Origin of the sequence: Campylobacter sp. TTU_617 (genome assembly GCF_016599045.1) — a bacterium.
Lineage (GTDB): Bacteria > Campylobacterota > Campylobacteria > Campylobacterales > Campylobacteraceae > Campylobacter_D.
In genome coordinates this window covers 57,914-76,197 of record NZ_JAENKV010000001.1, presented here as the reverse complement: position 1 = coordinate 76,197, position 18,284 = coordinate 57,914, and the positions used below count along the sequence as shown (strand labels likewise).

Sequence of the window (18,284 nt, the reverse complement as noted above, 5' to 3'; positions counted from 1 at the left end):
AATTATAATAAAAAAACCTAGATAAAGACTTAATAATTTGTTAAAAATATAAAAATTTTTATAAATCTAGTAAAAATTATAGTTTAAATTGATAATTAATTTTAAAAATACTATAATTTCAAAATTCACATTTTCGATTAAAATAAGGCTTATATTTATGAATAAATTTAAACAATTTAGTTTTAATTTTCTTTTTAAGGTTTCAGAGCAACCAGTGCTTTTTAAAGATTTATTAGAAGCTAATATTTTATTTAATGAAGATATAATGGTCGATTGTTCGAAGTTAAATTATAAAATAAAAAATTTAAATTGCTATTGTTATTATGGGGTTTTATGTGCTTTTATTCTACTCCCTTTACTTTTAGCAACACATTATTTTTTAACCTTGCTTGATTTTCATGTAAGTATTGTCAGTTCAATTATTGTAACTTCTTGTATTTTTATAGGTTTTGATTTATTTAAAATTTATATAAGAAAAATTGCAACAAAAAAATTAATTAAAAAGGCTTGGAATAATCATTTTCCTTGCTTTTCTTATGAAAAATATTCAAAAACTATAGAAAATATATATAAACAAGCTTTAAAAGAGCAAATTCCTCAAAATTCACTTAGAAAATATATTTTTGAACAACTTGTTCTTGATCATTCTAAATAATCTAAAATTTGATTTTGAAAACGTATATTTTCTAAATTTCTTTTTAATTCTTTATTTTCTTCATTAAGAACACTTTCCTCTGCTCTTAAAATAGCTATTTCTCTACTTAAATAATAAATTTGATTTCTGATATAAATTTGAGGGATAAATAAAAATAAAACAACACTAATAAACAAAGCTACAAAAAATAAATGATTAAAATTTAAATTTCTATCTTCTTTGGTTGCATCGCTAAAACCTTCTAAAAGAGTATTTTTTGTTGCCTCAGTATCTTCTTCTAGAGTATTTAAGTTTTGATTTAATAAGGGCTTATTTATATCTTCTAAAAAAGGTGGTTTTTGATTTTTTAAATCATTGTTTATAGAATTTGTTTTTGAAATTTGATTTAATATTTTATCTTCATTTTTTATTTCTTTTTCTTCTTTATCATGATGTTTTTTTGGTATTAATATATCTTTTTTTTTGTCTTTTTTAAAATTTAAAAATAATGTTTTTTTAGTTTTGGTTTGAGTATTTTTTTTAGCTTTTTTTTCCTTTAAATGCAAAAAAATTTTTTTAGTTAAAGAAGGTTTTTCTTCGAGCTTAACATTGATTAAATCTTTTTTTAGATAAATATTTGCTTTTTTGGGTTTAATAGAAGATGATTTAACTTCTTCATTAAATTGATCTAAAATATTTTGACGTCTTTTATTAAATCTACGTCTTAAAATATCATCAGTATCACTAAGCTCTTCTTTTAATTCATCATCTAAAGGCTCTCTTTGATTGATTGCTCTTGAGTATTTAAGCATTTTTTGACGAATGCTTTGTTTTTCTTTTAGAAAATTATCATCTATCATTAAAAGTCCATATTATTAAAATAAAAAGCTCGCAATTTAGCACAACTTGATCTTGGATTTAAATTAATTTCATCTTGTTTAGGGGTAATTACTTTTTTATTAATAATTTTGCCTAAATTATTATTTTTATTGCATTCGCATTTAAACATTTTATCATCACAAATGCATTTTTTTTCCCATTTTTTAAAAAAGTTTTTAACAATTCTATCTTCTAAAGAATGAAAACTAATTATAGCCAAAATACAATTTTGTAATTTTAAATTTTCAATCTGGGTTAAAAATTCTTTTAAAACCTCTAATTCTTTATTTACTTCTATGCGTATAGCTTGAAATACTAAAGTTGCTTTTTGAATTTTTCTTGAACTAACCTTACTAAAACCTATAATTTCTTTTAATTCTTTTGCGCTTGTAATCTGTTTTTTATTTCTTGCTTGAATAATTTTTTGTGCTAAATTCCAAGCATCACTTAACTCTCCATATTCTTTTAAAATAAAAGCAAGTTTATCTTGTGAATAGAAATTTACCACTTCAAATGCACTTAAAGATTTATCTTGATCCATACGCATATCTAAAAAATCAGAATTTATCGAAAATCCTCTTTTATTTTGATCAAGTTGCAAAGAAGAAACTCCGATATCTGCTAAAATTCCTCTTATATTTTTAATATCAACTTTATCTAAAATTTCATTAAAATTACAATGGTGTAATATAATTCTATCTTTAAATTCTCTTAATATATGAGAAGAGAATTCTAAAGCGGTTTTATCTTGATCGCAACCAATTAAAGAAATTTTTGGATGTTTTTTTAGTATCATTTTACTATGACCTGCATAACCTAGAGTGCAATCTAAAAATACTCCTTGGGTTAAATTATCAAAGACAGTGCTAACTTCTTCTTGTAAAACAGGTATATGGGGTATATGCAATTTAAATCCTAAGTAAAAATATTTAAATTAATTATAACGAAAAAACTTTAAAATACTAAAAATATTTATAAAATTAAACTACACTTAAACACTAATTCGATATAATTATAAGCTATAAAAATTGTCAAGGAGTTTTATGCTTACTTGGATGCAACATCATAAGAAATATCTTGTTGTTACTATATGGATTAGTGTTATTGCTTTTGTAGGCGCTGGATTTGTTGGATGGGGTGCTTACGATTTTAATCTTAATCGTAATTCATCTATTGCAGTTGTAGGAGATGAAAAAATCACATTTAGTGAATTTAATACTAGATATAATCAAATTTATAATTATTACAATCAAATTAGCAATAATACTCTCAATGAACAAAAAGCAAAAGAATTACAAATCGATCTTATTGTGCTAAATTCTCTTATAGAAGATAAACTTTTGCTTAGTTTTGCTAAAGATATAGGTTTAAATGTTAGTAATAATGAAATTATACAAGAATTAATTAAAACTAGATTTTTTCAGGATAATCAGGGAGATTTTAACAAAACATTTTACTATAATATTTTAAAACAAAATAATCTTACTCCAAAAGAATATGAGCAAAGTATTTATAATGAATTGCTAATTGATAAACTTAATGGTATTTTTAATTTATCAAACCAAACTGAAGAATTAAAAATGCTAAGTTCAAGTTTTTTTATGCAAGATTTATTAAATATTGAAGTAATAAATTATGATAAAAATAAAATAGATATTGATGAAAAAGAAGTTGAGAAACTTTGGCAAGAAACGAAAGAAAACTATAAAACCGAAAAAATATACGAAATTTCATTATATTATATAAAACCTGATACAAAACAATATAGCGATGAAGAGCTTTATTATTTTTATAACGATAAAAATAATAAATTTAAATATAAAGATGTCAATGGAAGATTATTAGATTTTAATAGTTCTAAAGAAAAAGTTATAAAAGATTATCGCTTAAATGAGCTTAAAGAAATTGCAAATAAAAAATTTCTAGATTTAAAATCTGGAAAAATTTCATTTCAAAAAGATATAAATATCACTAAAGATGATGTAAAATATCCAATTGAAAGATTAACAAAAACAACCAAAAATGAAATTCTTAGACCTTTTGAATTTGAAGAAGGATTTATGATCATTAGATTAAATAAAGTAGATCCTATAAGATTGAAAACTTTTGAAGAAGCAAAAAATGATGTTTTAGAGCAATATCTAAATCAAGAATCAAGAAAAAAAATTGAAGAAATAGCTCAAAGTAAAATAGGAAATTTTAAAGGGATTAATATAGGTTTTGTTAGTAGAGATTCTTCTAGAGATTCTCAAAAACTAGGTGAAAATATTTTAAATGATACAGAATTTAATTATTTTTTAATGAATGTTTTTAATTCAGATCAAAATAGCTCATATGTTATTTTAAATGATACAAAGGCAGTTGTTTATAAAATAAATAAACAAGAATTATTTAATGAAGCAAAATTTAAAGAGTATAAAAATGTTTTGGAGCAGAATTTAAAAACTTTAAAAAGTAGCGAGTTAAAAAAAGAGTTGGTAGAACAATTAAAAAAAGAATATCCGATAAAAATTTATTATAAAGGGAATTAATTTTGAATATATTAGGAATTGATCTAGGTTCAACACAAACTTGTGCAATTATTGCTCAAAAAGATGATGAAGGGCTTAAAGTTATAGGATTTGCAAAAGCAAAAACCAATGGGGTAAAAAAAGGCGCAATTACCAATATAGAGCTTGCATCAAAATCAATAGAAGATGCCGTAAAAAGTGCTGAAATGATGTCAGGTGTTCACTATGACAAAGTAGTAGTTTCTATATCTGGAGCTTATACCAAGAGTGTTGATAGTACAGGTGTTGTTAATATCCCAAAAGGCGAAATTACTATAAAAGAAATTCATCGTGCTGTAGGCACTGCAAAGCATACGGCAAATTTGCCAAATGGATATGAGATAATTCATGTTTTACCTTATAATTTTAAGGTAGATGATCATGAATTTGTAGATGATCCTTTGGGGATGAATGGAAATCGTTTAGAGGTATCTACTCATATAGTAATTTCTCAAGAATCTCATATTAAAAATCTCAAAAAAGTTGTAGAATTAGCAGATTTAAGAGTTGATAATATAGTATTATCAGGTTATGCATCTTCTATTGCTTGTTTAGATGATAGTGAAAAAGAATTAGGAGCCGTTCTTATCGATATGGGAGGTGCAATTTGCGATATGATTGTTCATGCTGGAAATTCTATAAGATACAATAGCTGCTTGCAAATTGGTTCTATTAATATTACTCAAGATCTTTCTATGGCTTTGCATACTCCTTTAAGAGAAGCTGAAAAGATAAAATTAAACTATATATCTTTAAGCCAACAACCAAATGCTTTAATACAAATTCCTTCTATGGGAGATGAGAGAAAAGTTAATGAGGTATCTTTAGATGTAATTTCAAATGTTATTTATGCAAGAGCTGAAGAAACTTTAATGATTTTAGCAAAAATTTTAAGCGATAATCGTTATATAAATTCAATAGGTGGTGGTATAGTTTTAACTGGCGGAATGACAAAATTAGCCGGAATTGATGAACTTGCCCCAGCAACTTTTGATAATAAATCCGTACGTTTAGCAACAGCTAGAAAAGAGCTTATTAGTGGTTTTAATGAAATTTTTTCAGATCCTGAAAATACTTGCGCTATAGGTTTGTGTCTTTATGGGGCTGGATACTTTACGCCTTATGAGTTAGATTCTAATGAAAAATTAAGATATAAAGGAGAAATTGAAAATTTTAACAAACAAATAAAGCAAAATATCGCTATTGAAAATGTAGATGAAATAAATAATGAAAATTTTAGTAAAAATTTACAAGAAAATGATACAATTTTCATACAAGAACAAGAATATGATTCTAAAGATATAAAAGAAAAGAAATCAAGTGTTTTTACTAAACTTTGGCATAAAGTTATTAATCAATTCTAAGGGAGAGTTTTTATATGAGTGAATATTTAGTAGAGGAAATGCAACATTCAAAAGGTGCTAAAATAAAAGTTATAGGCTGCGGTGGTGGTGGTGGAAACATGATTAACCATATGGTAAAAATGGGCTTAAATGATTTAGATCTAATTGCTGCAAATACTGATGCGCAGGCAATATCAAATTCTTTAGCAAAAACTAAAATTCAATTAGGTGAAAAAAAGACTAAAGGACTTGGAGCAGGAATGCTTCCTGAAGTTGGTGCTGAGAGTGCTAGAGAAAGTTTTGAAGAAATTAAAACTTCACTAAGTCAAAGTGATATCGTTTTTATTGCTTCTGGATTTGGCGGAGGTACTGGAACAGGTGCCACTCCTGTAATAGCTCAAGCGGCTAAAGAAATCGGTGCCTTGACTGTTTCTGTAGTTACTATGCCTTTTAAATTTGAGGGAAAACAAAGAAAAAAATTAGCTGAAAATGGTCTTTTAGAGCTTAAAAAAGAAAGTGATTCAATTCTTGTTATTCAAAATGAAAAACTCTTAAGCATTGCTGATAAAAAAATTGGAATCAAAGATGCTTTTAAACTTGTTGATGACATTTTGGCCCGTGCTGTTAAAGGTATGGTTTCTATACTTTTAGATAATGGTGATATTAATGTCGATTTTGCAGATGTTAGAACTATTATGAGCCATAGAGGCTTAGCTTTAATGGGTGTTGGAAGTGCTCAAGGTGAAAATGCCGTAGAAGAAGCTTTAGCTAATGCAATTGAATCTCCATTATTGGATGGTATGGATATTAAAGGTGCTAAAGGCGTTATTTTACATTTTAAAACTAGTTCAAATTGTTCTTTGATAGAAATTTCAGCTGCAGCAAGTAGTATAGAAGAAATTGTTGATGAAAATGCAAAAATTATTTTTGGCACAACAACAGATGATAGTATGGAGGATAAAGTAGAAGTAACTATCATTGCTACCGGATTTGAAGATAAAACTTATACTAACAACAATACTAACAATAAAACAAATGAAGAAAATGCCTCTAAGAAAAACTCTTATATTATTAGAAAAGCAAGTGGAGGTTATGACGAAGAAATGATTAATGCCTTAGAAACCCCTACTTTTTTAAGAAGACAAATGGATTAATTAAGCGTTATTTTTATATAACGCTTTTAAATTATTATAAGCAATTTGAATTTTTTCAAATTGTTCTCTTGCGTAAAATCTTTCCATTTTACTTTTATCCTGATTAAAATCTGGATGATATATTTTCACTAGCATAAGATATTTTTGTCTTATTTCGCTTAAGTCATTTTGTGGAGTGCATTGTAAAGTCTCAAAATAATTATTAAAAAGTTTGGCCAATGCATTAAATTTCCATTTAAGATTTTCTTTATTTTTTATATTCTCACAAAATTGTTTATATTCTTCTTGATTAATAGAAAAATCTACACAATATTTTAAATGTTCATTTTCATTAACAAAAAGTTCAAAAAGCTTTAAAGTATTTTCATTTTTATATTCAAGACTTAAAGTATAATTTAATTCATTATATTCTATTTTAAAATCTTTAAAATAGTTTTTTATATAAATAATAAAAATTTTTTCATTTGAGCTTAATTTCATAAGAATATTTCCTGGGATAAAATCTATTTTTATAAAGATTATCGGTTTTAATACATTATTTTGTTCAAAATTTAATCTAAAAGTCTTAAAATGCGCTTCGTCTAAATTTTTAATACTTTCATTGGTATTTTTTCTATATTTTTGATCAAGAACTTTTAAAAAGTATCTTCTTTGTGGAATTTCGTTTTCTTCAAAAAAAGAAAAAATCTTATTTTTTCTTCCTATAACTTTTGAAAAATTTTTAGTAATCAAACCTTTAAAATAATGAAAAACGGTAATATCATCGGTATTAACATTTATCGATTCTAAAGTTTGAACAACTTGCATCTTTACTCTCCCATAAATTAGCACATTCATAAGGTGTGCTAGTAGATTTTAAAATTTCATTTGGTATAAAATCGACTTTATAAGATAAAGATTGACACTCTTTAACAAAATATCCCAAATAAATATATTTTAAATTTTGATTTTGGGCAAGTTTTATTTCATTTAAAAGAGAAAATTTTCCTAAAGATAAATGCGAAAAATCAGGATCATAAAAACAATAAATGCTAGAAATTCCATCATTTAAAATATCTATTAAATCAACGCAAATTAATAAATCATTTTGATAAAAAGCTAGCTCATAACCAAAGTTAAATGCTCCATCAACATAAAGATTGTAATATTGTCTAAAATTTAAATCATATCTTTTCCAAGATCTTTTTTTTTCCATAAAACGATGATATTTTTCATATAAAAAAAGATGCTCGTTACTTAAGGTAGGTTTTCTCAATATTATTTTTGTTTGAGAATTTTTACTAAAAATTCTTCTTTCGTTTTTAGAAAATTTATATAAATAAGCTTTAATTCTTAAACTTAAACATTCATTGCAATTTTGACATATTGGTCTTGAAAAATATCTGCCAAAACGCCTCCATCCTCTAGAGATCAATTCTTGATTTAATTCTTTTGAGCAATTAAATATATATTTATATTCGGTTCTTGAATTTCTATCATTAAGATATGGACAAAGATCTTCTAAGGTGCAAAAATCTATTTCATTCATTAATAAATTTTCTTAATATCTGAATCGTTAATAAATTCTTTAAATTCATCAATTAGTTTTTTTTCTTTTAAAAATACTTCCTCTAAAAATTTATCTTGTTCATTTACTTCTTTTTTTTGGATATTTTTTAAATTTTTATGATTTAACATAGAATTTTTATTTTCTTTCTGCATTTCTTTTTTAATGCTTTTTAAATCATCTAAAAAATTCATATATGCCCCCTTTCTTCTCTAATTTTCTTAAGAGTTGCAGCAATAGCAGCTATAACTTCTTCTTTATTGTTTTGATGTCTATCTTCTGTTTTTTCAAGTAGTTCTTGCATATGAGTATTAATAAAAGATGTATCAAAATATCCTCTTCTAAATTCTCTTGTTTTAGTTATTGCAATTAAAAAAGGAATAGTAGTTCTAACTCCATCAATAACAAATTCTTTAAGAGCTCTTTCGAGTTTATTGACCGCTAAATCATAACTTGTTGCTTTAATAATAAGTTTTGCAAGTAAAGAATCATAAGAAGGTGGAATAACATAATCTTTATAGATATGGCTATCAACTCTTACAGAAGGGCCAAGAGCTGGATAATATTCATTAATTTTTCCAGGATTTGGAATAAAATTTTTCCATACATTTTCAGCAGTAATTCTTGCTTCTATAGCAAATCCTCTGGGCTTAATATCGCTTTGCTCAATATCAAGAATTTCTCCTCCAGCTATACGAATTTGACGCACTATTAAATCAACTCCTGTAATTTCTTCTGTAATAGGATGTTCTACTTGAATTCTTGTATTCATTTCCATAAAATAGAAGCGATTGTAATCATCAAGTAAAAATTCGATTGTTCCTGCATTTGTGTATCCTACTGCTTTAGCTGCAGCAACAGCAGTTACACCTATTGTTTTTCTAAGATTATCTGAAATTCCAGGACAAGGGGCAATTTCTATTATTTTTTGATGACGTCTTTGTATAGAACAATCCCTCTCGCAAAGATGGATAATATTACCATAATTATCTCCTAAAATCTGAAATTCAATATGTCGCGGATTGATAATATATTTTTCCATAAAAATCTCATCATTTTTAAAAAAACTAAGAGCTTCTCTCTTGCAAGATTCTAAAGCACTTTCAAGCTCTTCTTCTTTATATACAACGCGAATTCCGCGTCCTCCCCCTCCTCCGCTAGCTTTTAAGATTACTGGATAACCTATTTTTAGTGCAAAAGATTTTATTTCATCTAAGGAATAATTATTTAATTTTTCAGTTCCTGGAACTATAGGAATTCCATTAGAATTCATTAAAGCTCTTGCAATGTTTTTATTGCCCATTTTATATATAACTTCTGATTTTGGTCCTATAAAAATAATACCTGCGTCTTCACAAGCTTTAGCAAATTCGTGATTTTCGCTTAAAAATCCATATCCTGGATGTATTGCATCAGCTTTGCAAGCTTTGGCAATTTCAATAATTCTTGCAATATCCAAATACCCTCTTATAGCATCAGTTCCTATGCGATATGCTTCATCAGCAATTTTAACATGTAAGCATTCTTTATCTGGTTCTGTAAAAACAGCAACACTTTTAATATGTAAATCCCTGCAAGCTCTTATAACTCTTACGGCGATTTCAGCTCGATTTGCAATTAAAATCTTATATATCATTTATTCGCCTTTTAATTTAAAATAATAAATCTATTATATAAAAATATTAGTAATAATTTTATATAATAAATATTTTAATAATTTCTAATCGAAAGCATATCCATAACAATGATTTTAGAATTTAAAAATATTTTAATATTTAAAGTTGTAATTTAATGTTAGCTGATAAAAAATTATTTTATTTAAGTTCTGTTTTGATTATTATAGGTATTGTTTTTTCTTACTCTTTGACTGCTTTTACTGTACTTTATTTTGAATATAGCGAATTTCATTTTTTTATAAGACAACTTTTTTTTGGGGTAAGTGGAATTTTAATTATGTTTTTTATTTCACGTCTTAATCCTGATACCAATAATGCGAAAAGAATTATTTTAGCTTTACTTATAATTTCTTTTATTTGTATAATTATTTTACCTTTTTTGCCAACCGCTTTAGCTACAGCTAGCGGTGGAGCTAAAAGATGGATTAGAATAGGACCTATTTCAGTTTCTCCAGTTGAATTTTTTAAAATAGGACTTATTTATTTTCTTGCTTGGTCTTATACAAGAAGAATAGATGATAATAAAAAGGCTATTAAACACGAAATTTTAATTTTATTACCTTATTGTATAGTTGCTAGTATAGTGATTGGTTATATTTATATCACACAAAATGATTTAGGACAAAGTGTTATTTCTTTTTTTCTTATTCTTGCCTTAGCTTTTTTTGCTGGAACAAGTAAAAGATTGTTTGCTTTTAGTACTATTATTATTATGATGATAGGCATTATGGTAATTTTTAGCAATCAAAGAAGAATTCAAAGAATTATCAGCTGGTGGGGAAATATACAAGATGCCTTTTTGCCTTTATTTCCTAATTGGATTGCCTCAAGTTTAAGAGTAAGCGTTAATAATGAACCTTATCAGATCTCTCATTCGCTCAATGCTATAGCACATGGGGGATTTTTTGGAGAAGGTCTTGGGCTTGGAATTTTTAAACTAGGTTTTTTAAGCGAGGTTCATACAGACTTTGTTTTATCTGGAATTACTGAAGAAATTGGACTTTTTGGATTAGCTTGTATTTGCATCCTTTATCTTTGGATGATTTTAAGAATTTTTAGAATTGCCGGAAGATGTGATAGAAAACAAGATTTTATTTTTTGTTCAGGTATAGCTTTACTTCTTTTATTTTCTTTTTTTATGAATGCTTTTGGTATTATTTCTTTAACCCCTTTAAAAGGTGTTGCTGTGCCACTTCTTAGTTACGGGGGAAGTTCTATGTGGGCTATTTGTATAGGAATTGGCTATGTTTTAATGATTTCTAAAAAGGTGAAATTATGATAGCAATTACAGGTGGAGGAACTGGAGGACATTTAAATATAGCTAAATGTTTATTGCAAAGTGCTAAAAAACAAAATATAGAATGTATTTATATAGGGAGCACCTATGGTCAGGATAAGCTTTGGTTTGAAAATGAATTAGGTTTTAAAGCAAAATATTTTTTGGATTCAAGAGGTGTTGTTAATCAAAAAAAAATAGCAAAAATTAAATCTTTATTTAAAATTTTACAACTTAGTTTTAAATGTCGTGAAATTTTTAAAAAACATCAAATAAAAGCTGTTTTTAGCGTCGGTGGATATAGTTCAGCTCCAGCATCTTTTGGAGCGATTATTAATCATATCCCTCTTTTTATCCATGAACAAAATTCTGAAAAAGGAGCTTTAAATTCTCTTTTGAAACCTTTCTCTAAAGCTTTTTTTAGCGCTTTTGAGCCTATATTTTGCTCTTATCCAGTTAATGAAATATTTTTTAAAACAGCAAGAATAAGAAAAGAGCTTAAAACAATTATATTTTTAGGTGGTTCTCAGGGTGCTAGTTTTATCAATGCTTTGGCTTTAAAATTGGCTCCAAAATTAAGTAAAAAAAATATTAAAATTATACATCAGTGTGGAGAAAAAGAATTTGATTTTTACCAGAAAGCTTATGAAAAACTAAATATAAAAGTAGATATTTTTGCTTTTGATAAAAACATTTATACCAAAATACAAGAAGCAGATTTAGCCATTTCAAGATCTGGAGCTAGTACTCTTTTTGAACTTTGTGCTAATAATATCCCAACTATTTTCATCCCCTATCCATATGCAGCTAAAAATCATCAATTTTTTAATGCTAAATTTTTAAAAGATAAAAATTTATGTGAAGTTTTTTTACAGTCTAATTTAAACGAAGATAGGTTATTGCAAACAATTTTAATTTTAAATTTAGAACAAATATCTACAGGTTTAATTAATATATTAAAACCAAATGGAGCAGATGAGCTAATTTTATATATGAAAAATATTATAAATTTATGAACTTGTTGTTTTATCTTCTTTTATTTTTCTTTTAGCAAGACCCATTTGTTCATAAGCATCAATTTCTTTTTTATAAGAAGCTGAAATTTTCTTTAATTCTTTATTTAAAAAACTTATAGTTTGAGGGCTTGCATTATCATTAGAACTAAGAGCAGTAATAAATTCTAATTTCTTTTTTGTTGTCTCATCTAACTCTTTTGATTGTTTGCTACCAAGTTTATGTGTGCTTATAAATAATTGAGCAAGGTTTTTTAGCTCTTGATCTGTTAAAGAAGTATCTTTAGCAGTTGTTATCATTTTGTCTAAATCTGTATTAAATATTTTAGTTTTTTTATTAGAATTATCATTTTTTATTTTAGTTTTTTCACTTTTTTTACCATCATTAATAATAAGATAAGCTATTATACTTAAAAAAATTGAAAGTAAAATAGCTGCTACTAAAATAATAAAAAATACTTGATGCATTATAATTTACTAATAAAATGACGTTTTCTATAGGCCAGTAAGCTTAAAATTATCATTGTAAAAAATCCCCAATAAACATAACTTGGGATTTGTACAGCTTCTCCAGCAGCGTAAGAGTGCATACCGACTAGAAAATAATTAACTCCAAAATATGTCATAATGATTACCCAATAAGCAAACATTGAGCTGACTGCAAAGACATATTGATTGCATAATTTTGGAATCATTCTAATGTGTAGTATAGCTGCATAAACTAATATACTCACTAATGCCCAAGTTTCTTTGGAATCCCAACTCCAATATCTCCCCCAACTTTCATTAGCCCAAACAGCGCCTAAAAAATTTCCAGCAGTTAGTAAGCAAAGTCCTAAAATCATTGCCATTTCATTAATTCTTGTTGCTTCTGTAATATTTCTTAAGATATTTGCATTATATTTACCTTTATTTTTAAGGAAACACATTAAAATCAAGACAAAAATAGCAAGTAAAGCACAAAGTCCTAAAAATCCATAACTTGCTGTAATAACAGAAACATGAATTGTAAGCCAATAAGAATTTAATACTGGCACTAAATTTGTAATTTGAGGATCCATTTCACTTAAATGTGCTACAAAAAGGACTATACCCGCTAAAATAGAAGTTAAAGAAAGGGCTATAGGGCTTTTTTTAGAAAAGAAAATTCCAGATAATGCTAAAGCCCAAGATATATAAACCATACTTTCATAGGCATTACTCCAAGGAGCATGATCTGCTAAATAAGCCCTTAAACATAATCCTATACTATGAACAATAAAAACAATAATATTTAAAATATATACAATTTTAAATATTAAATTAATTTTAATATTAGAATTTAGCATTTTAGTTAAAACCAAAATCAAAAGTAAAAGACCTGCTAGTAAATATACAGGGATTAATTTTACAAATAATTGTAAATGGTTTGTAAAAATTTCTATTGAGATTTTAGTCTTGTTTGGTATAACATTGCTACCAAATTTTTCTTGATACTTTTCAATTAATTCTAATGCTTCATCTGCTTTGGACCAATCATTTGTTTTAATGCTATTTTCCACAGATAAAAAATAATTTTTTATTAAATTTACAACAATTAAATTTTCTTCTCCTTTAGTAAATTGCATAGCTGAGAAAGGTGCAAGCCAAGTGTTATTTTTATCATTTTGAATAGGAATAAATTTAAACAATTCTCCACTAAAAATTAAATTTACAATATTTGCTCTTTCATCAAGTTTAATAATCTCTTTATCTAAAACTCCTCTAGTATTTGGATTTTTGCGATTTGCATTTTCAACATATTTTAAAAGAGCATAATTGTTATCTTTAGTAAAAAAATCTATATAGCTGATATAAGGTTTACTAGGAATATTTAAAATTTTAGAGATTTCTTCATTAATTGCTTTATTTTTAGGCATAATTATAATCGGCTCTTTTGCCCAAGATTGTACATCTATAAGCATAGAAAGCATTATAGCACTTGCATCTTGATTTTTGTAACTTGTTTTTTTATAAATTTTTTCTAAAACTTCTTTAGCTAAGGTATCAAATGGAACCATTCTCCCGCTAGGCTTTTGAACTATAAGATGACTTAATTTTTTAGCATGATCCTTATTAATTATTGGTATATTATTACTTGTATTATTTTCAAAAGCTTGTAATTTATTAATACCTAAAAATAAAAAAGCAAATAATAAAATTTTTACAGAATTTTTAAGAGCATCTTGATTGATAAGTTTTGCTAAAACTCTAAATCTTGAGTGTGGATTTAAAAAATTTAAAAACATACCAAGACATAATAAAAAATATCCAATATAAGTTGGAATTTTTCCTGGATCTTTATTGACTGAAAGTATGGTTCCTTTTTCATCTTGATCATATGAACTTTGATAAAATCTATAGCCTTTATAATCTAAAACATTATTCATAAAAACCCTATAATCAAAACTTGCATTTTTATCTTCGAGTCTAATTTCACTTGCATAAGAAGCCGGAGACATTGAACCTGGGTATCGTTCAATTATAAAATCATTTAAATAAATTGAAAAAGGTAATTCTTGAAAAGAAGTTGTCCAAGAAATAAAGAATTTTTGTCCATTAAGCTCAATAACTTTTGGTTTATCATATTGAAAAATATAAAATTCTTGTTTTTTACCCTGATATGAAAGTTCAAATTTTAAAGCATTATTACCATTTAAAGTTAGTGGTTGATATTGAGTGCTCATAGCAAAAGGTTTTAAATTTTCTAACCACGATGCTTTCCAATTATAAGGTTCTCCAAACCAAGAAATAATTAAAGTCCTAAAAATTTCAAGCCAGATATTTTTAAACCAAATCAAAAAACTCTCATCTTGTGGTCTATTATCTCCAGTTATAATTTCTTTAGCATGTAAAGAAGCAAATTTTATAACAAAACTTAAATCATTAATTTCATAAAGCCTTTTTTCTTTAGCATTTACTTTAGAACCTATTTCAAGATGAGAATTAACTCCATCTTGCATACTTAAAAAATTCAATCTTTGGCTTGAAATTAATTCTAAATTTTTATTAATTTTAACAAAAGGAGCTTTAACTTCATCATTCATAAAAGAAAAATTAATACCATCTATATTTTTAATTTCATTTTGCTTTAATTTAATTTCTTGATTTTGTCCATTTTTAGCAAGCATTAAGATTAATAAAGCATTAGAAGAATTTAAATCTTCTATATAAGAAACTTTAGCATTTAAGATAAGGTCTTTATATTGTAAAATTGCTTTGTTGTTATCAATATTTAGTTCAAGTTTTAAAGAATTAGCAAAAGGTAAAACAGCTATATCTTTATCAGATGCTACTCCATAGATTTGTTGATTTTTAAGTGCTGAAAATTTGATAAAAGATTTAGAGCTTTCAATATAAGAGTTTGAATCATTTTCTCTAATATGAAGTAAACCCTCAAAACCACCATATCTTGTCATAATAGAACCTATTAAAATAAATAAAAAAGAAAAATGAAATATCATTAAAGGCAATTTTTTAATTTGAAACATTTTATATCTTAACATTCCACAAAATAAATTAATCCCTAATAAAAACTGAATTAAACCAAACCAAAATGTTCCATAAATCATAGCCCAAGCAGTTGGAGTACCATAAGAACTTTCGATAAAAGTTGCCAAAGCACAAAAAAGTGCAAAAAGTAAAAAAAGTAAAATAGAAATTTTTAAATCTCCAATGCTTTTAATAATATTTTTCATTTTTATCCTTAGAGTCCCAAATATTTCTTACGAATTTCATCATTGCCAATTAAATCTTTCGCAATTCCTTGCATAGCTATGTATCCATTTTCTAAAACATAAGCATAATCACTAATTTTTAAAGCAGAATAAGCATTTTGTTCTACTAAAAGTATGGTAATCCCTTCTTGCTTTAAGCGAACAATAATATCAAAAACTTCTGCTACTATTTTAGGTGCAAGGCCTAAAGAAGGTTCATCTAGCATTAAAAGTTTAGGTTCGCTCATTAAAGCTCTTGAAATGGCTAGCATTTGAGCTTCTCCACCGCTTAAATTTCCAGCTAATGTATTTTTTTTATTAGCAAGTCTTGGAAAAAGTCTATACATTTGTTCTCTTAAGTGTTCATAATTTTCAGCATTATTAAAAGCCCCTATTTTTAAATTTTCTTCTACACTAAGATTAATAAAAACTCTTCTACCTTCTGGAACTAAGGCTATTCCTTTTTGAACTAAAGTATATGTTAGGTGTCTTGAAGTTTCGTATCCTAAAAAATTAACCTCTCCCGTTTTTTTTACAGAATTGAGTAAGGCATTTAAAGTAGAAGTTTTACCGGCACCATTGGAACCTATTAAAGAAACAATATGACCTGTTTCGACTTTAAAATCAATTCCTTTTACCGCTTCAATTAAGCCATAGTAAACGTGTAAATCTTTAACTACTAACATCAAAATCTCCTAAATATGCAGCAATAACTTCTTTATGATTAACAGCATCATTTAGTTTTCCTTCAAAAATAGTTTTTCCATAATCAAGAACCAAAACTCTATCACAAAGCTTATTAACAAATTTCATATCATGTTCTATTAATAAAACGCTAATTTTATGCTCATTTCTAAGCTTAAAAATAACCTCTGCTAAATCATCACTTTCTGATCCATTCATTCCTGCAACAGGTTCATCAAGTAAAAGTAATTTTGGTTCAGTTGCCATAGCTCTTGCAATTTCAACTTTTCTTTGTTGTCCATAACTTAAATTAGTAGCTTTTTCTTCTGCTAATTTTTCAATTCCAAGCTCTTCTAAGATTTTATAAGCTTTATTTTTAAATTCTTTTTCTACTTTTTTAAATCTTCCAATATGCAAAAAAGCTTCTAAAATATTGTATTTCATTTTATGATTAAAGCCTATTAAAACATTTTCAAGCACACTCATACTTGAAAAAAGTCTTATATTTTGAAAGGTTCTTGCAATACCTAAATGTACTATTTTGTAAGGTTTTAATGTATCAATTCTTTGCCCGTTAAAATAAACTTCACCACTTGTTGGTTTATAATTTCCTGTAATTATATTAAATAAAGTTGTTTTTCCTGCCCCATTAGGACCAATTAGAGCAAAAATTTCACCCTCTTTAAGTTTAAAAGAAGTTTCATTGATAGCTTGAACACCGCCAAAATTTTTAGAAATTTGTTTTAATTCTAAAATCACTTCTTTCTCCTTCTTTGATATTTTTTTAGTGAAAATAAAATATCAATTAACTCTTTATTCCCCATAATACCTTTTCTAGCAAAAAGCATTACTAAAATTAAAATAAGAGAAAAAACTACCATTCTAAAACCCGGCATAGCGTCAATTTGATAGCCAAAAATATTCATACTTTCATCCAAAAATCTAAGCCACTCACTTCCTCCGATTACTAATATAGCACCTATTATAGCTCCTGTTGTAGAACCAAGTCCTCCTAAAACTATAATAATTAAAAGTTGAAAAGTAAATAAAAAATCAAATTGATCTGGAGTTAAAGTTGTAAGCAAACAAACTAATAAACCTCCTCCGACACCTTCTAAAAATGCTGAAGTTCCAAAAGCTAAGGTTTTAATCCAAAAGGTATTAATTCCCATTGCACTAGCCGCATCTTCATCATCTCTAATGGCTTTCATAGCTCTTCCATATTTAGAATAAACTATATTTAAAATTAAAATAACTGAAATAATCGCAATAGAACCTGTCCAAAAAATATTTGAAAATTGCGGTATATCAATAAAACCACGCGATCCATTTGTTATTGAATAAAAATTTAGTGCTAATAATTTAATAATAATACCAAAACCCAAAGTTACAATTGCTAAGTAATCTCCTCTTACTCTAAAAACGGCAAAAGAAAGAATCAAAGATAATAAACAAGCACAAATTCCAGAAAGTAATAAAGCAACAATAAAATAATTTGTATGCATCATTAAAATAAAAGAATTAGGTCCATCAAGAAAAAATTGTTCATTTTTAGCTTCAGCACTTAAAAGCATTAAAGCAGTCACATAAGCACCTATAGCTACAAAGCCATTAGGCTCAAGAGAAAATTGTCCTGTTACACCATTAATAAGATTATAACTTACTGCAAAAATAATAAAAATAGCAATTTGATTAATAATATTCATTCCATAATCATTAAAAATTTGTGGAGATAAAAATATAAATAAAATTGAGATAATTAAAAATAATATATGCAAATTTTTAGTCTTACTCAT

At 26.2% G+C, this 18,284-nt stretch carries 17 protein-coding genes; 6 read left to right on the top strand and 11 right to left on the bottom strand.

From position 1 onward, the window contains the following. Positions 1-157 precede the first annotated feature (157 nt). Positions 158-655 (top strand): hypothetical protein, encoded by a 498-nt coding sequence (locus tag GQV94_RS00345; protein WP_200169005.1) that lies wholly within the window; start codon positions 158-160, stop codon positions 653-655. On the opposite strand, the gene GQV94_RS00340 is transcribed toward GQV94_RS00345, so the two are convergent. Then, positions 643-1,494, bottom strand: coding sequence for a hypothetical protein (locus GQV94_RS00340; RefSeq protein ID WP_200169004.1), 852 nt, complete (start codon positions 1,492-1,494; stop codon positions 643-645). The two genes, GQV94_RS00345 and GQV94_RS00340, sit on opposite strands and share 13 nt — an antisense overlap. After that, positions 1,494-2,420, bottom strand: a complete 927-nt coding sequence (rsmH, locus tag GQV94_RS00335) for a 16S rRNA (cytosine(1402)-N(4))-methyltransferase RsmH (protein WP_200169003.1) — start codon at positions 2,418-2,420, stop codon at positions 1,494-1,496. Before rsmH ends, GQV94_RS00340 begins: the two co-directional genes overlap by 1 nt. Positions 2,421-2,556: 136 nt before the next feature. On the opposite strand from rsmH, the gene GQV94_RS00330 reads away from it, so the two are divergent. The 3 genes from GQV94_RS00330 to ftsZ are packed head-to-tail and all read left to right on the top strand — an operon-like array spanning position 2,557 to position 6,559. Then, on the top strand, positions 2,557-4,044 hold the full coding sequence (locus GQV94_RS00330) for a peptidylprolyl isomerase (RefSeq protein ID WP_200169002.1): 1,488 nt from the start codon (positions 2,557-2,559) through the stop codon (positions 4,042-4,044). A 2-nt stretch (positions 4,045-4,046) separates the two neighbouring features. Then, positions 4,047-5,426, top strand: a complete 1,380-nt coding sequence (ftsA, locus tag GQV94_RS00325) for a cell division protein FtsA (RefSeq protein ID WP_200169001.1) — start codon at positions 4,047-4,049, stop codon at positions 5,424-5,426. Between the two features lie 14 nt (positions 5,427-5,440). Beyond that, positions 5,441-6,559, top strand: a complete 1,119-nt coding sequence (gene ftsZ / locus GQV94_RS00320; protein ID WP_200169000.1) for a cell division protein FtsZ — start codon at positions 5,441-5,443, stop codon at positions 6,557-6,559. Here ftsZ and GQV94_RS00315 read toward each other — a convergent pair whose 3' ends face one another. Genes GQV94_RS00315 through GQV94_RS00300 form a run of 4 tightly spaced genes read right to left on the bottom strand, consistent with a single transcriptional unit; the run spans position 6,560 to position 9,741 of the window. Further along, positions 6,560-7,366 (bottom strand): adenylosuccinate lyase, encoded by an 807-nt coding sequence (locus GQV94_RS00315; RefSeq protein ID WP_200168999.1) that lies wholly within the window; start codon positions 7,364-7,366, stop codon positions 6,560-6,562. Further along, positions 7,329-8,087 carry an arginyltransferase gene (locus GQV94_RS00310; RefSeq protein ID WP_200168998.1) on the bottom strand — a complete coding sequence of 253 codons (759 nt, stop codon included), beginning with the start codon at positions 8,085-8,087 and terminating at the stop codon, positions 7,329-7,331. Before GQV94_RS00310 ends, GQV94_RS00315 begins: the two co-directional genes overlap by 38 nt. Next, entirely contained in the window at positions 8,087-8,299 is a 213-nt protein-coding gene (locus GQV94_RS00305) for a hypothetical protein (RefSeq protein WP_200168997.1), read from the bottom strand. Before GQV94_RS00305 ends, GQV94_RS00310 begins: the two co-directional genes overlap by 1 nt. Then, positions 8,296-9,741 (bottom strand): acetyl-CoA carboxylase subunit A, encoded by a 1,446-nt coding sequence (locus tag GQV94_RS00300; RefSeq protein WP_200168996.1) that lies wholly within the window; start codon positions 9,739-9,741, stop codon positions 8,296-8,298. The genes GQV94_RS00305 and GQV94_RS00300 overlap by 4 nt, the downstream gene beginning before the upstream one ends. Before the next feature lie 155 nt (positions 9,742-9,896). Between GQV94_RS00300 and ftsW the strand changes: the two genes are divergently transcribed. Together ftsW and murG are read left to right on the top strand one after the other, a co-directional pair. Further along, complete coding sequence (gene ftsW, locus GQV94_RS00295) at positions 9,897-11,060, top strand: putative lipid II flippase FtsW (protein WP_200168995.1); 1,164 nt, start codon at positions 9,897-9,899, stop codon at positions 11,058-11,060. Next, positions 11,054-12,073, top strand: a complete 1,020-nt coding sequence (murG, locus tag GQV94_RS00290; protein WP_325099630.1) for an undecaprenyldiphospho-muramoylpentapeptide beta-N-acetylglucosaminyltransferase — start codon at positions 11,054-11,056, stop codon at positions 12,071-12,073. The genes ftsW and murG overlap by 7 nt, the downstream gene beginning before the upstream one ends. On the opposite strand, the gene GQV94_RS00285 is transcribed toward murG, so the two are convergent. From GQV94_RS00285 to GQV94_RS00265, 5 genes are read right to left on the bottom strand one after another with little or no spacing between them, the layout of a single operon-like run. Next, positions 12,068-12,538 (bottom strand): hypothetical protein, encoded by a 471-nt coding sequence (locus GQV94_RS00285; RefSeq protein WP_200168993.1) that lies wholly within the window; start codon positions 12,536-12,538, stop codon positions 12,068-12,070. The genes murG and GQV94_RS00285 overlap by 6 nt on opposite strands. Continuing rightward, positions 12,538-15,786: a cytochrome c biogenesis protein gene (gene ccsA / locus GQV94_RS00280; protein ID WP_200168992.1), complete on the bottom strand. Its 3,249-nt coding sequence runs from the start codon at positions 15,784-15,786 to the stop codon at positions 12,538-12,540. The genes GQV94_RS00285 and ccsA overlap by 1 nt, the downstream gene beginning before the upstream one ends. 8 nt (positions 15,787-15,794) lie before the next feature. Continuing rightward, complete coding sequence (locus tag GQV94_RS00275; RefSeq protein ID WP_200168991.1) at positions 15,795-16,490, bottom strand: ABC transporter ATP-binding protein; 696 nt, start codon at positions 16,488-16,490, stop codon at positions 15,795-15,797. Next, positions 16,477-17,247, bottom strand: a complete 771-nt coding sequence (locus tag GQV94_RS00270) for an ABC transporter ATP-binding protein (protein WP_200168990.1) — start codon at positions 17,245-17,247, stop codon at positions 16,477-16,479. Before GQV94_RS00270 ends, GQV94_RS00275 begins: the two co-directional genes overlap by 14 nt. Then, a complete protein-coding gene (locus GQV94_RS00265; protein ID WP_200169134.1) occupies positions 17,244-18,284 on the bottom strand; it encodes a branched-chain amino acid ABC transporter permease in 1,041 nt (346 codons plus the stop codon). Before GQV94_RS00265 ends, GQV94_RS00270 begins: the two co-directional genes overlap by 4 nt.